Source organism: Synechococcus sp. B60.1, from assembly GCF_047462555.1.
In the GTDB taxonomy this organism is placed as follows: Bacteria; Cyanobacteriota; Cyanobacteriia; order Thermostichales; family Thermostichaceae; genus Thermostichus.
This window is the reverse complement of the sequence record NZ_JANSJN010000074.1, coordinates 1-14,003: the sequence shown is the minus strand read 5'-3', so window position 1 is coordinate 14,003 and position 14,003 is coordinate 1. Positions and strand designations below refer to the sequence as shown.

9 protein-coding genes, 1 pseudogene and 1 CRISPR repeat array are annotated in these 14,003 nt (G+C 59.2%); of the genes and pseudogenes, 7 read left to right on the top strand and 3 right to left on the bottom strand.

Features of this window, described 5'->3' with window-relative positions:
• Window positions 1–66 precede the first annotated feature (66 nt).
• A CRISPR array of direct repeats spans window positions 67–2,669; the repeat unit is 36 nt; unit sequence GTTCCCCCTTCGGGGGGATCCCTAGAAATTGGAAAC.
• Window positions 2,670–2,807: 138 nt separating this feature from the next.
• Both NW863_RS09235 and NW863_RS09230 read right to left on the bottom strand, forming a co-directional pair.
• Window positions 2,808–4,013, bottom strand: a pseudogene (locus NW863_RS09235) (FGGY-family carbohydrate kinase); the annotation flags it as partial.
• Window positions 4,014–4,061: 48 nt separating this feature from the next.
• Window positions 4,062–4,547: a 2Fe-2S iron-sulfur cluster-binding protein gene (locus NW863_RS09230; protein ID WP_414361628.1), complete on the bottom strand. Its 486-nt coding sequence runs from the start codon at window positions 4,545–4,547 to the stop codon at window positions 4,062–4,064.
• A gap of 191 nt (window positions 4,548–4,738) precedes the next feature.
• Here NW863_RS09230 and ylqF point away from each other — a divergent pair, with 191 nt between their 5' ends.
• The 7 genes from ylqF to NW863_RS09195 all read left to right on the top strand — a co-directional run bounded on the left by ylqF (window position 4,739) and on the right by NW863_RS09195 (window position 12,413).
• Complete coding sequence (gene ylqF / locus NW863_RS09225; RefSeq protein WP_414365912.1) at window positions 4,739–5,590, top strand: ribosome biogenesis GTPase YlqF; 852 nt, start codon at window positions 4,739–4,741, stop codon at window positions 5,588–5,590.
• A 275-nt stretch (window positions 5,591–5,865) separates the two neighbouring features.
• Window positions 5,866–8,148: a RelA/SpoT family protein gene (locus NW863_RS09220; RefSeq protein ID WP_414365911.1), complete on the top strand. Its 2,283-nt coding sequence runs from the start codon at window positions 5,866–5,868 to the stop codon at window positions 8,146–8,148.
• 94 nt (window positions 8,149–8,242) lie between these two features.
• Window positions 8,243–8,827, top strand: coding sequence for a photosystem II reaction center PsbP (gene psbP, locus NW863_RS09215; RefSeq protein WP_414365910.1), 585 nt, complete (start codon window positions 8,243–8,245; stop codon window positions 8,825–8,827).
• Window positions 8,828–8,996: 169 nt separating this feature from the next.
• Window positions 8,997–9,791, top strand: coding sequence for a 3',5'-cyclic-AMP phosphodiesterase (gene cpdA / locus NW863_RS09210; protein ID WP_414365909.1), 795 nt, complete (start codon window positions 8,997–8,999; stop codon window positions 9,789–9,791).
• A 92-nt stretch (window positions 9,792–9,883) separates the two neighbouring features.
• On the top strand, window positions 9,884–11,038 hold the full coding sequence (locus NW863_RS09205; protein ID WP_414365908.1) for a homocysteine biosynthesis protein: 1,155 nt from the start codon (window positions 9,884–9,886) through the stop codon (window positions 11,036–11,038).
• A gap of 118 nt (window positions 11,039–11,156) precedes the next feature.
• The gene (locus NW863_RS09200) at window positions 11,157–11,693 is read left to right on the top strand and encodes a thermonuclease family protein (RefSeq protein WP_414365907.1); all 537 of its coding nucleotides are present in this window, start codon (window positions 11,157–11,159) and stop codon (window positions 11,691–11,693) included.
• Window positions 11,694–11,789: 96 nt separating this feature from the next.
• A complete protein-coding gene (locus NW863_RS09195) occupies window positions 11,790–12,413 on the top strand; it encodes a cofactor assembly of complex C subunit B (protein ID WP_414365906.1) in 624 nt (207 codons plus the stop codon).
• A 43-nt stretch (window positions 12,414–12,456) separates the two neighbouring features.
• Here NW863_RS09195 and bchI read toward each other — a convergent pair whose 3' ends face one another.
• On the bottom strand, window positions 12,457–13,533 hold the full coding sequence (gene bchI / locus NW863_RS09190; RefSeq protein ID WP_414365905.1) for a magnesium chelatase ATPase subunit I: 1,077 nt from the start codon (window positions 13,531–13,533) through the stop codon (window positions 12,457–12,459).
• Between the last annotated feature and the right edge of the window lie 470 nt (window positions 13,534–14,003).

The window sequence follows — 14,003 nt, the reverse complement described above, 5'->3', positions numbered from 1 at the left end:
CTTCGACCGACCCCCTCGCAAATGGGTCTTGCATTCCTTGCCCCGCTTGGGTTTAATAGGGGTAGTGTTCCCCCTTCGGGGGGATCCCTAGAAATTGGAAACTAGACGGGGATCCCCAAATCTGCTAGCGCGAAGCAGATGTTCCCCCTTCGGGGGGATCCCTAGAAATTGGAAACAAGGTATAGGTGTAATTGTTTGAGAGTTTGCATATTTGTGTTCCCCCTTCGGGGGGATCCCTAGAAATTGGAAACTTCTTCGCAAGGGCAGCCGCCAGTTTCCGCTCTTGCTTTGTAGGTTCCCCCTTCGGGGGGATCCCTAGAAATTGGAAACGTGATCGCGTGAATATCGTGGTCACCGGCTCCACCGGTAGTTCCCCCTTCGGGGGGATCCCTAGAAATTGGAAACGTCCCGTTCTAAGCCCCGGCCCAGCGCAAGCCCACGCGTTCCCCCTTCGGGGGGATCCCTAGAAATTGGAAACGAGACCAGCACCTTGGGCAGGTCGGCGCTGGTATAGAGTTCCCCCTTCGGGGGGATCCCTAGAAATTGGAAACCGCCCGCAGCGAGTACCACCCCCTCAGGTTGCGGGTGTTGAGTTCCCCCTTCGGGGGGATCCCTAGAAATTGGAAACCGACAACAACGGCGTTCTCCAGATCCAGGTAGACAACACCCGGGGTTCCCCCTTCGGGGGGATCCCTAGAAATTGGAAACTTTTCTGTCGCTCCCTTCGACAGAGAAGAACAACACCGTTCCCCCTTCGGGGGGATCCCTAGAAATTGGAAACAACAAGTAGCAGACCGTTTCCTTCTCTGTAAGAAAACGGTTTGTTCCCCCTTCGGGGGGATCCCTAGAAATTGGAAACGTTAGCGTCTTCGACGACGCCAACTTCTATCAACTGTTCCCCCTTCGGGGGGATCCCTAGAAATTGGAAACGGTTGGAATGAGGTATCCGAAACCACCGCTGTCATCGAGTTCCCCCTTCGGGGGGATCCCTAGAAATTGGAAACTTGCTGTACCCCGGGCTGAGGGGATGGCAATAACTTGCCTTGTTCCCCCTTCGGGGGGATCCCTAGAAATTGGAAACGGAAATCTGGCCTGAGTATGAGGCGCGGAAGAACGAGTGTTCCCCCTTCGGGGGGATCCCTAGAAATTGGAAACTGACAACCTTGAGGTCGCCGCCGAACTCGTTCTTCCGCGGTTCCCCCTTCGGGGGGATCCCTAGAAATTGGAAACATACTGTCCCGGTCTGGACATAGCGGAGAGTTCTGAGGGTTCCCCCTTCGGGGGGATCCCTAGAAATTGGAAACCTGATAGCCCGGCTCACCCGGGCCGAAGATGGGGTCTACTCGTTCCCCCTTCGGGGGGATCCCTAGAAATTGGAAACCCGCCACACGGCCCACGTGGACCCCAACGAGCAGCTGTTCCCCCTTCGGGGGGATCCCTAGAAATTGGAAACACGGTTTCGAGTGCTTGGAGCACATCGAGTTGCCGCCAGGTTCCCCCTTCGGGGGGATCCCTAGAAATTGGAAACTCGAAGTTCAAGCAGCAGGGCTCGAGGCCGAAATGGTGGTTCCCCCTTCGGGGGGATCCCTAGAAATTGGAAACACTGGCTACGCTCCCGCAGCCAGCTCCACCACTCCCGGTGGGGCAAGGCGTTCCCCCTTCGGGGGGATCCCTAGAAATTGGAAACCTGCAGGGCGAACGCGACTTCGCGCTCTGCCTGCTCCACCGTTCCCCCTTCGGGGGGATCCCTAGAAATTGGAAACCGTTTCGAGCGCCTCATGGGCATTTGAGTCTATCCGTAGGTTCCCCCTTCGGGGGGATCCCTAGAAATTGGAAACAGCTCAGAATAGTCACTCGTCCACTCGGCTTCGTCGTTCCCCCTTCGGGGGGATCCCTAGAAATTGGAAACGTTTGTAACCAGATGGCAGATTTCCCCGAGTCCGAAATGGTTCCCCCTTCGGGGGGATCCCTAGAAATTGGAAACTGCTGGTGGTTCGTCTGTACACCGAGGATGGCCGTCCGTCGGTAGTTCCCCCTTCGGGGGGATCCCTAGAAATTGGAAACGCTCCGCCTTTGCTTTGGACTTCGTGAACATTTGATGTTCCCCCTTCGGGGGGATCCCTAGAAATTGGAAACTCCGATGACGGCGGCCCCCACTTTGACGTGGGGCTTCTGCAAGTTCCCCCTTCGGGGGGATCCCTAGAAATTGGAAACGTAAAGCGGCTGATCCGCGAACGACGGGTCTTCCCCGTTTGTTCCCCCTTCGGGGGGATCCCTGGAAATTGGAAACAAGGAAGGGAAAGTTCCCGCAACGTTTTGGTTTGGGGTTCCCCTTCGGGGGGATCCCTAGAAATTGGAAACTATGGGGTAAGCCAACACAAGCGTACGTCATTGTCCTTCTCCTGGTTCCCCTTCGGGGGGATCCCTAGAAATTGGAAACTGCATGAGCAGCACTTCGGCTGCTTCCGCATTGAGTAGGGGTTCCCCTTCGGGGGGATCCCTAGAAATTGGAAACTAGTTGCGTGCCGCTTCTACAGCTTCACGCAACTTCTGTAAGGTTCCCCTTCGGGGGGATCCCTAGAAATTGGAAACTCTCCATCAACAATGTAGGTTGCTCTAGAGCCGTAAATGTTGGTTCCCCTTCGGGGGGATCCCTAGAAATTGGAAAAGAAAAGGCGGCTACGGAACTCCGAGTAGATCTCGGCATAAGCCTTGACCCACTCGGAATCCGGCTGGATGAGGCGTTCCACCTGTACCAAGCGATCGGCAGCCTGCTGCACTGAACAGCACCAATAGGCTGAGGCGGCCAGGATGGCTGCCCCTACCGCCGGCTCCGGGTGCCTGACCACTGCCAGGGGGCGAGCGAGGATGCTGGCGCGCAGGCGCAGCCAGAGGGGGCTTTTGCAGCCGCCGCCAGTGGTTAACAGCGGCTCTTGCACCGGGATCCCGTGGGCCGCCAAGGTCTCCAGCCCTAGCCGCTCCACCATTGCTACCCCTTCCAAAAGAGCTGCATAAAAGCGAAGGGATCCCACTTCCGCCTGGGGCAAGAAGCCGGCAAATTCGCTATCCAGGATGGGAAAACGCTCGCCGGGCCGGCAGAGAGGATAGCTGACTAGGCCCGTGGGCAGATGGACCTCCGCCTGCTGATCCAAGGCAGCAAAGTCGCCGCCGGGAAAGAAGTGGGGCAGGACGCCGCCGCCGCAGAAGGAGGCTGCCCCCGGCCACCAACCGGTTCGGTCGGGGTGCAGATGAGAATAGATACTCGGCGTTTGCACAGGGTCAGGGCTGTTGGCCTTGAAGATAAGAGTTGTGCCCAGGCTGGTGGAAACCTGCCCCAAGCGAGTAGCCCCTGCAGCCAATTGCCCAGCACAGCCATCGGTGATCCCGGCAGCAATCAGCACCTCTGATCCCAGCTCCCACTCAGGCCGCACCGTTCCCAGAACTGTTCCTGGCGCCACCACCTCAGGAAAGCGCTTGGGATCAAGGCCCTGTTGGGAGAGCCACTCCCGCGGCCAGGTGTAGGTTTCTAGGTCAAAGCCACTTTTCAGGGCATGGGTGTGATCAGTTACCCGCTGGCGGCCCCCCAGTTGGCTTAGGAGAAAGTCCGCCGGATGGGCCAGGTAGCTTTCTCGGTATTGGTCGGGATGGGCTTCTGCCCACCACAGCCAGCGGCTAAGCCCCCAACTGGCAGGGATCCCCAAGCGCTGAGCCTGGGCCTGGCCCCGCCGGTCGGAATACAGCCAGGCCTGATCCAGCGGCATGCCCCGTCCGTCCACCGGCAGCACTGTACCCGAGGTGCTGCAGGCACTGAGGGCAACAATCGCGTAGCGATCCCCCAGTTGAGCTTTGAGGTGGCCCAGCAGCGCCTTCAGGGTGCGCAGCCAGCGGCCTGGATTGGTTTCTGGGGGATCCCAGGAGCGCTCGCTTTTGCCCACTATCTCCCCTGCTTCCGAGAGAGCTACCAGCCGCATCCCCGAAGTGCCCAGGTCGATCCCAAGAAACACAGGGGCCATAGAGCCTTCCTCAAAATTGGCTAAGCTGGCCTTAAACGCGGTAAAACCCTAAAAATCTCGGCTGCTGCGGGCCAAAGCCTCTTGGATATTGAGATCCAAATCCTTCACCGACTCCAGCACCGAGCGCGTAATTAGCTTGCCCGCCTGCACCAAAACGGCGCCAGTTATCGGGTGCAAAAGGGGCTGCTCCGCCCGCCGCCCAATCAACACCTCGATATCCTTAAAGGCATTGATGTACATCCCCACCGGCAATTCCACCACCACCCCTTCCCCCAGAACTCGCGCCTGGCAGGCTAGGCGGGAATTGGGCTGACGGCTGGTGATCACCTCCAGGGTACGCTGCTCCCGCGGGGTCATGGGTGAGAGCGATTCCATCCCTTCTTTTACGTACACATGGCAGGTGGCGCAGAGGCCGCGCCCGCCGCACTCTTTTAACACGTTCAGCTCTTCCTGCAGCAGCACCGAGAGCAAGTTGCTGTTGGTGGCCACTTCCGACACTTGGGCAATGGGATCCAACCGCACGCGCTTAACCATAGTCCCTCCTCCGTTACGTCTCTTAACGCTAGCTTGCCTACAAGTAGGAAGGGGCTGCCATCTGCCTTTTGCCTGTATCCTTTTCTACTTCTGTTGGCAGGTCGAGCGGAGGAGGAGCAAGCTGGACAGGCTAGAGTGGATCCTGCCCCTGGCTTAGAGTCTTCTGGGGTTCGATCCCAGGTTCTGCTGGTATGAGTTCTCCAATCATCCAGTGGTATCCCGGCCACGTGGCCAAGGCCATTGGCCAATTGCGGGAACAACTGCAGCGGGTGGATGTGGTCATTGAGGTTTTGGACGCGCGGATCCCGCTGGCCAGTCGCCATCCCGATCTAGACAAGTGGCTGGGGCACAAGCCGCGCCTTTTGGCGCTTAACCGAGCCGATGCCATCGAGGCCAGGGATCTCAGAGCTTGGCAGGAGTATTTTTCCCAGCAAGGGATCCCTGTCTATCCCACCAATGGCCAATCGGGAGAGGGGGTGCCTCGCCTCAAGCAAGCCATCTTACAGCTGGGGCAGTCGGTAAACGAGCGGCGCCAGCAGCGGGGCATGCGACCGCGGGCCATCCGGGCAGTGGTGGTGGGCTTTCCCAATGTGGGCAAGTCTGCCCTCCTGAATCGACTTTTGGGACGGCGGGCCGCCGAGAGTGCCGCGCGCCCTGGGGTAACCCGGCAACTGCAGTGGGTGCGGCTGGGAGGGGAGCTGGATTTGCTGGACTCACCGGGCATCCTCCCGCCTTCGCTGCCGGATCAACGGGCAGCCACGCTGCTGGCCATCTGCGATGACATCGGCGCAGCCGCCTACGACCCTGAGGGCGTGGCGGCCTACTTCGTGGAACAACTGCTGCAGGTGCAGCCCCAGGCCCAAGTCCTCCTGCAACGGCGCTACGGCTGGCCCGACCCGATCCCTCCTGGCAGCGTAGCCATCCAGGAGCTGGCCCAACGGCGCTACCGAGGCGATACCGAGCGAGCAGCAAGGCAAATTCTCAACGACTATCGCAAGGGTTGGCTAGGGCCTCTAGCTTTGCAACTCCCTCCCACCTCCTAGCACTCTGGCAGGAGGCTAGCTCCACCAGATCTTAGTATGTATATCTTGCTACGGAATGCTGTAGGGTAAGTGATAGGATGGGTGTAGAACGTTAACTCCAATTAGCTTTTTCCCCACGGTTAGGGGCGGGCTTAGCATCAATAGCCCGTCTTTGCTGCATTTTTTCGCAGCTTTTTCCCTTAACCTGCCTGCAGCCAGGTCGAGGATAAGCTGTAAGGAACTTCGGTGATCGATACTATAGGTAGCAGTTAAACCATCCTTCTTGTCAGGTTCCCATGGGTCAGCCTGCTGTGGCCACCAGTTTAGAAGGAGGCTTTGACCTAAATAGCCTTGATTTTGAGGTGCCGGGATGGCTGCGGGCTTTGCTTTCAGGCGCTGAAGATCTCGGCGATGGGCTGCGATCCTACACGGCCGAAGAGGCAGATTTGCTGCGCCGAGCCTTCGAGTTTGCCTACTGCTTGCACAAGGGCCAAAAGCGGAAATCAGGGGATCCCTACATCGCCCACCCAGTGGCCGTGGCCAGCCTGCTGCGGGAGCTGGGGGGCGATGCCGTTACTGTAGCTGCTGGCCTTCTGCACGATGTTGTGGAAGATACGGAAGTTACCCTGGAGGCCCTAGAGGCCGAGTTTGGCCCTGAGGTTCGCCTGCTGGTGGAGGGGGTAACCAAGCTTTCTAAGTTTAATTTCTCCAGCAAAACAGAGCAGCAAGCGGAAAACTTCCGCCGCATGTTTGTGGCCATGGCCAAAGACATTCGGGTCATTGTGGTCAAGCTGGCGGATCGCCTGCACAACATGCGCACGCTGCAATATCTACCCCCCCACAAGCAAAAACAGATTGCAGCCGAAACTATGGAGATCTTTGCGCCTCTAGCCAACCGGCTGGGGATCTGGCATTTCAAGTGGGAACTGGAAGACTTGGCCTTTAAGTACCTGGACCACGAAGCCTATCGCCAGATCCAAGAGCTGGTCAACGCCAAGCGCAGTGAGCGAGAGGCAGAGATCCAAGCGTTTATTGAAGAGCTGCGCAAGCACCTCATTCAAGCGGGGCTAGAGCACTTTGAGATTAGCGGGCGGCCCAAGCACCTGTACGGCATCTACCGCAAGATGCAGCAGCAGCGCAAGGAATTTCACGAGATCTACGATCTCCTGGCGGTGCGGGTTATCGTGCAAACCGTGAGTGAATGCTACCGGGTGCTGGCGGTTGTTCACAACTGTTTCCGCCCCATTCCAGGTCGTTTCAAAGACTACATTGGTCTCCCCAAGGCCAACCGCTACCAATCTTTGCATACGGCTGTGATTGGCCTACAGGGCCGACCGGTGGAAGTGCAGATCCGCACCGAAGAGATGCACCGTGTGGCGGAATACGGCATTGCCGCCCACTGGAAGTACAAAGAAGCCGGCAGCACCCCCGTAAAGCCCGAGGAAGAGCGCTTTACCTGGCTGCGGCAACTGTTGGAGTGGCAAAACGACCTCAAGGACGACAAAGAATACCTGGACACCATTCGCGAGAACCTATTTGAGAGCGAGGTTTACGTCTTCACGCCCAAAGGAGACTTGCTGGCCCTGCCCCAGGGATCCTGCCCGGTGGACTTTGCCTATCGCATTCACTCCGAAATTGGGGATCACTGCGCTGGGGCGCGGGTAAACAACAAGATTGTGCCTTTGGATACCCGCCTGCGCAACGGCGACATTGTGCAGATCATCACCCACAAAAATGCCCACCCCAGCCTGGACTGGATTAATTTTGTCGCCACCAGTTCAGCCCGCAACCGCATTCGCCAGTGGTTTAAGCGCTCCAATCGCGAGCAAAATATTGCCCGCGGCCGGCAGTTGCTGGAGCGGGAGCTGGGCAAAACGGGGTTCGATGCGCTGCTCAAGTCAGAGCGCATGCAAAAGGTTGCCGAGAAGCTCAACTATAGCAGCGTGGAGGATTTGCTGGCGGCGCTGGGCTATGGAGAGGTAACCCCCACACAGGTAATCCATCGACTGCAGGAGGTAAGCAAGCCAGCCGTCTCTCCCCCACCCGAGGAGGGATCCCTTGAGAAAGCCAAGCTGCTGCTGCCGCGGGCCGATGGGGGCCGAGGTTCTAGCCGATCCCAATCTCCCATCCTAGGGGTGGAGGGCCTGAAGCACCAGTTGGCCAAATGCTGCAACCCGCTGCCAGGGGATCCCATCCTGGGCGTGGTCACCCGCTTCAAGGGCATCACCATTCATCATCGCGACTGTCCGCGGGTGGCTCAAGTTCCGGGCGATCGACTCGTGCCAGTGCGCTGGAATGAGGAGCAACTGCGGCAGAGCACCCAGATCTACCCCGTGGAACTGCGCCTGGAGGTCATTGACCGCGTTGGCGTGCTGCGGGACATCCTCTCCCGTCTCTCGGATCAAAGCATCAATGTGCGCAATGCTAGGGTGCAGACTTTTGCCAACCGCACAGCCTTAATCGATCTCTGTATTGATGTGCGGGACAAAAAACAGCTCGACCAAGTTCAGAGTCAATTGCGCCAGCTCTCGGATGTGCTGGTGTTGCGCTCCCGCCACTACCAGAACGGATCCCGCTGAAGAACTTCTAGGTTCTTTTTTTCGCTGGTTAGAGAGGAGGCGCCCATATTAGGATGATTGGGATGGGTAACCAATCTGAGCGGAGGATCCCGGTATGTCAGCAGCACGAGGTGGGCATTTTGCCCAATTAGGACAGCGGCTCTCTGGGGTGTTGTTACTGCTCTGTGTTTGCCTCAGCTTGCTCACCAGTGCCTGCTCCGCAGGCTCCAACCTGCGCGCCTACAGGGATCCTGGCGGGGCCTTTGCTTTTGCCTATCCCAACGGCATGGTGGCGGTGAACTTGGGGCCAGGGAAAGGGCCAGCGGTGCTTCTGCGCGACTTGGTGTACGAGACGGAGAACGTCAGCCTGATGATCGCCCCCTTTGACAAGGGAGAGACGATCGCCGACCTGGGTGGCCCGGATGAGGTGGGGCAATTGGTGGCGGAGAAGATCATCGCCCCCGCCGGATCCGGTCGCTCGACCCAGTTGTTGGCCGCCGAAGCTTTTGAGCGGCAAGGCCAGCCTTACTACCTGTTTGAATACCAAACTGACCTAGGATCCCAGCTCCGCCACGAGATAGTGACGGTAACCGTGCGCCACCATCGCCTCTATACTCTGACGGCCTCCACCCGAGAATCCCGCTGGCCCCAGGTGCAGGCCGCCTTCAGGAATGTGGGCCGTTCTCTGAATGTTTCCTGAAGCTTTTCCTTAGAAGATTTTCTCAAGGGGTTGAACCGGGCGGGGTGGACTTGGGCAAGTTAAAGCTGAGCCTTCCCGATGGAGTTGCCTGCCGATCCCGGCTGAGGCATCTGGTGCTAAAACGTTAATGTTTTAAACCTGCAGAGATGGACTCCTATCCCCCTTCTCTATGACCGTATACGTGGTTCAGATCAGTGACCTGCATCTGTTTGCCAAACCGCACCAGCGACTGCTGGGGGTGGACACGGAAACCTCTTTTCTGCAGGTGCAAAAGGCGATTGCCGCCTTGGATCCCTTGCCCGATCTGCTGCTGCTCACTGGGGATCTCGCCCAAGATGGCAGCGCCGCCGCCTACGCCCGTTTGCGAGAGCATCTGCAGGCTCTTCCCATCGACACCTATTGGCTGGCGGGGAACCACGATCGCCTTCATAACATGAACTCAGAGCTCCGCGCCGAGCGAGTACACGGGGAGAAAAGCTTCAGTCGAGAGAACTGGAGCTTCATTTTATTGAACTCTCTGGTGCCGGGCAAAGACAGCGGCTACCTAACGGATCGCACCTTGCTGTGGCTCCGCCAAGAGCTACAGCGCAGCCAGGCTGCCCAGAACCATGTTCTCTTGGCCCTGCATCACCCCCCTTTTTCGGTAGGTTCCGATTGGCTGGATCAAAGCGCCCTGCAGCAGCCAGAGCGGCTGTTTCAGGTCTTGGACGAGTTCGACCACATCCGCTTGGTGATCTTTGGCCACATTCATCAAGAGCTGCACTGCCGCCGCCAGGGGGTTGATTACTTGGCCTGCCCCTCCACCTGTGTGCAATTTTGCCCCAAGAGCTCTCGGTTTAGCCTGGACGTGATCCCTCCGGCCCTAAGGCAGATATGGCTGGAGCCGGATGGCAGCTTCAAAACCCAGGTGCAGCGGGTGGAAGCCGCCTTGCAAACGCCCAACCTAGCCCTGAAAGGGTACTGAGCGGCCATCCCTGGAAAACCCCTCCAAGCTACCCTAGCTTCTCAGCGGGCAGAAGTCTGCCCGGACTATTTGTCGCCATTCCTTGCGAGGCAATGGAGAGAACGCTGGCAGAAATTAATCGGCGCATTGCCCAAGGCCAGGTGCGGGTGTGGACGGCCCTAGAGGCCAAAGCCAAGCTGGCCACCCTGGGCATTGAGCAGGCTTTTGAGCAGGTGGATGTGGTAACCACCGGTACCTTTGAGCCAATGGAGTCGTCAGGGGCAATCCTCAACCTGGGCCATACGGATCCGCCCATTAAGATTCGCCAAGCCTGGTTGAACGGGGTGCCAGCCTATGCCGGCTTTGGGGCTGTCGATCTCTACATTGGGGCGGCCCAGCCCGGTGAGCAAGCCGAGCACCCCTATGGAGGCGGCCACGTCATCGCCGATCTGGTGGCCGGCAAGCGGGTGCACCTGCGGGCCATTGGCCAGGTAACCGACTGCTATCCCCGCGCCGACTACGAGACCACTCTGACGCGGGATCAGCTGAACCAGTTCTACTTGTTCAACCCTCGCAACGCTTACCAAAACTTCATTGTCGGCGTCAACGGTGGGGATCGGCCCTTGTACACCTATTTGGGCCTGTTGGAACCCAACCTGGGCAATGCCGTCTATTCCAACCCAGGTGAGCTCTCCCCCCTCCTCAACGACCCCCTCCTGCGCCGGGTGGGGATCGGCAGCCGCATCTTCCTAGGAGGGGGCACCGGCTATGTAGCTTGGGAAGGCACCCAACACTTCCCGCGGCAAAAACGGCTGCCCAACCAAACCCCCATTGGCCCAGCAGCCACCTTGGCCCTCATTGGTGACGCCAAACAGATGCAAGCGGAATGGGTGCGGGGCTGCTACTTCCGCAACTACGGCCCCAGCTTGATGTTGGGGGTGGGGATCCCCATCCCCATCCTCTCCCCTGCCGATCTGGAGTCCATTGCTGTCCGGGATGAGGAACTGGTGGCGCCGGTGATCGACTTTTCTATCCCCCGGCGGGTGCGGCCCACCTTTGGCCTGGTGAGCTATGCCCAGCTCAAATCCGGCCACATCACCCTCAACGGCCGCAAGGTGCGCACTGCTCCCCTGGCCAGCCTGCGCCGCTCAATGCAAGTTGCCGAGATCCTCAAACAGTGGATTGTCAGCGGCCAGTTTACTCTCACCCAGCCGGTTGCCCCTCTGCCCCTAGATCGGGAGTTGCTCGCCCAGAACCCTCATTCATAAAGGGCTCCCCATCTCCAAGACTGGCCATTGGATCCGAATCCCTTGCAAGGGGTTGTCTTCCAGGGAGTTGCCGCTACCATTACGCCCTAGGGGAGAAGGGGATCGCAAGGGGGAGAAGATGAGGTTCCGGCGTATTGCTTTTGGCTCGGCAGTGTTGGGATGGCTCCTGGCCCTGCCCGTCCTTCCTGGCCACGGATCGGGGGAGCGGCGAGTGGTGCCCGACACCCCCTTCTACTTCGACAACCACTATTTCGATCGCTACCCCGCGGCAGTGGTGGTGAGGGTGGTGAATGGCGACACGCTGGTGGTGCAAATCGAAGGGGAGCAGAAACTGCGCCTAATCCGCTTGGCCGGCATCCAGGGCCTCCGCCCAGAGGAGGATCCCTTTTATCAGCAAGCTACTGAGCTGATGCGCGAGCGCATCCTCCGCCGCACCGTCAAGCTGGAAGGGGATAAGCTGCTGCGCAACGTCGATGCCACCGGCCTGGTGGAGGCCTACGTCTGGTTGGAGGGCCAGCAGATGAACGCCATGCTCGTGCGCAACGGCCTGGCCCGCATCATCCCCTACAGCCACAACATCAAATACGACAGCTACTTCCGCGGCCTGGAAAAGAAAGCTCGCCAAGAGCGCCTTGGCATTTGGAGCCGTCTCTGATGTCTTGGATAGCTCTAGACTGGACTTACCGAGCGCTCAGATACCCCTGCTTTGAGGGTCAAATCCACTCCAGCTTCCCAGGATCCCAATCGCTGGGTGAGGCGGTTGCCTTTGGTAACCGGCCTTTTGGGCAGCACCCTCCTGGTCATTAACCGGCTGGCGTTTACGCCGGAGTTGCTGGCCAGCCAGTCCCGCTCTGATGCCTTAGGGATCCTCCTCAGCGCCATTCTGATCTTGACCGGCCTGCTGTGGCAGCAGATCCAGCCCCGTCCCCCCCAGGCATCTACCCTACAGGGGAGTCCAGGCTGTGACTGGGATCCGGATCTTTCCGAGAGGGAAAAACTGGAGCTGGCCTGGGCCTCCCACACGCTCCTTAGCACCACTGCTGCCCGCACAGTAGTGATCTGGGTGGAGGGGCGCACCCTCCTGCAGCGGGGGATCCTGGCCAGCCCCGGCCAGTTGCCCTCCATCCGGCCCCAGAGCGTCTTGCAGCGGGTGTTGCAGACCGGACGGCCCGTCTATCTGGTGGATTTGAAACTGTTCCCGGCCCGCGCCGAGTTCGAGGGCCTGCTGCCCCCCGGATCCCAGGCGGTTCTCTGCCAGCCCATTGGCCAAAAGGGATGCCTCATCTTGGGCAGCGACACCCCCCGCAGCTTCAGCCGCCAGGAGCAAGCCTGGATTGCCGCCATTGCCGACAAACTAGAAACCCTGTTTGCCTAGCTCCCCTCTCCCTTTGGGAGAGGGGCTGGGGGTGAGGGGGAGGCTAAGCAGCGCTCTCCAGGCTCACCTGAAACACCTCGCTAAAGGCCTTCTCGACCTTGTAGCCGGAGTCAATGGTTTCCAGAGGATCCTTGCGCAGGCGGTGGCGCAAACACAAGCTGATGACCCGGCGAATATCGGCAACAGTCACTTCAGTACGCCCTTCCAGAGCTGCCAGCGCTTTGGCCGCGCGGTTGGTGACGATATCTCCCCGCAGCCCGTCTATTTCCAAAGCTGCACACACCCCAGAGATCTTCAGGCGCAAGTCGGGATCCACCCCCACAGCGGGCAACAGGTGTTGTGCTTTTTCAATCCGTTCCCGCAGGCGTTGCTGGGCCTCGGCGTATTTGGCCAAGAAGGCCTGGGGATCGGTGTCGAACTGGCTACGCTCTTCGACGATCTGTACCCGCAGGGCCGGATCCCGCACCGTTTCGATGCGCACGAACATGCCGAAGCGATCCAAGAGTTGGGGCCGCAATTCTCCCTCTTCGGGGTTGCCGGATCCCACCAGGACAAAGCGGGCCGGGTGGCGAATGGAAATGCCTTCCCGCTCGACTGTGTTCCAGCCGGAGGCCGCCGCATCCAGCAAGACATCCACCAAGTGGTCGTCCAGAAGGTTCACCTCATCCACGTAGAGGATGCCGCGGTTGGCTTTGGCCAACAGCCCCGGCTCAAAGGCCTTCACCCCCTGGGAGAGAGCGCGCTCGATGTCGAGAGTGCCGCAGACCCGGTCTTCCGTGGCCCCCAAGGGCAGATCCACCATCGGCACCTGGATCCAGGTGGTTTCTAGGGTTTCTCCCGCCTGCAGTCGCTCCCACACCTGGTCGCTCATCAGATCCCGCTGCCGCGGGTGGCTGTTGAAGGGATCCCCTTTGACGACCTCGATCTGGGGCAGGAGATCGGCTAAGGCGCGGATGGTGGTGGATTTGCCCGTGCCCCGATCCCCCATGATCAGCACGCCGCCGATGCGGGGATCGATGACGTTGAGGAGCAGAGCCAATTTCATCTCCTCTTGGCCGACAATGGCGGTGAACGGGAAAACCGGGCGACGTTCCAAGTTCATAGAGGCAACAACGAGCATCTACCCCATTATCCCAAAGGCTCTTCCCTTTCGGGCTGTTTGATGATCCAACAGGAACCTCAAGGCCGCTTTTGGGTCAAATAGAGAAGCAAGCTCTGGGATCCCTGGCTTTGCGTGGGGAAGACCAGATAGCATCAGAGCCTGCACGGTTGGCTGGGAGTGGGTTGAATCTGGGTAACAGCGAAAGCTACACCAAAAGAAAGGGGCTCCCAAAAGCGCCGGCAACCCCAGAGAGAGTTCGTTATTGGGTGGGGAGATAGCAGCAGTGTCACGTCAAGCAAGTCGGAGACGGTGGACGGCATTCTCGATGCCAAACGTGGCCCAAAAAGGGCTGGTGGGCCTGATCTGGGTCTGCACCTCGATCCCGGTATTGACCGTTTCTCTGGCCGTAGCCCAAACTGCCGCTACCTCTCTGGTTTTGACCGATGAACAGGTCGCCAAGTATGCCCGCATCGTCCTGGAGATGGAGC

Bases quoted from the DNA above. Each gene is read 5' to 3' on its own strand.
- NW863_RS09230 (WP_414361628.1), bottom strand. From the start codon at position 4,547: ATGGTTAAGCGCGTGCGGTTGGATCCCATTGCCCAAGTGTCGGAAGTG.
- ylqF (WP_414365912.1), top strand. From the start codon at position 4,739: ATGAGTTCTCCAATCATCCAGTGGTATCCCGGCCACGTGGCCAAGGCC.
- NW863_RS09220 (WP_414365911.1), top strand. From the start codon at position 5,866: ATGGGTCAGCCTGCTGTGGCCACCAGTTTAGAAGGAGGCTTTGACCTA.
- psbP (WP_414365910.1), top strand. From the start codon at position 8,243: ATGTCAGCAGCACGAGGTGGGCATTTTGCCCAATTAGGACAGCGGCTC.
- cpdA (WP_414365909.1), top strand. From the start codon at position 8,997: ATGACCGTATACGTGGTTCAGATCAGTGACCTGCATCTGTTTGCCAAA.
- NW863_RS09205 (WP_414365908.1), top strand. From the start codon at position 9,884: ATGGAGAGAACGCTGGCAGAAATTAATCGGCGCATTGCCCAAGGCCAG.
- NW863_RS09200 (WP_414365907.1), top strand. From the start codon at position 11,157: ATGAGGTTCCGGCGTATTGCTTTTGGCTCGGCAGTGTTGGGATGGCTC.
- bchI (WP_414365905.1), bottom strand. From the start codon at position 13,533: ATGCTCGTTGTTGCCTCTATGAACTTGGAACGTCGCCCGGTTTTCCCG.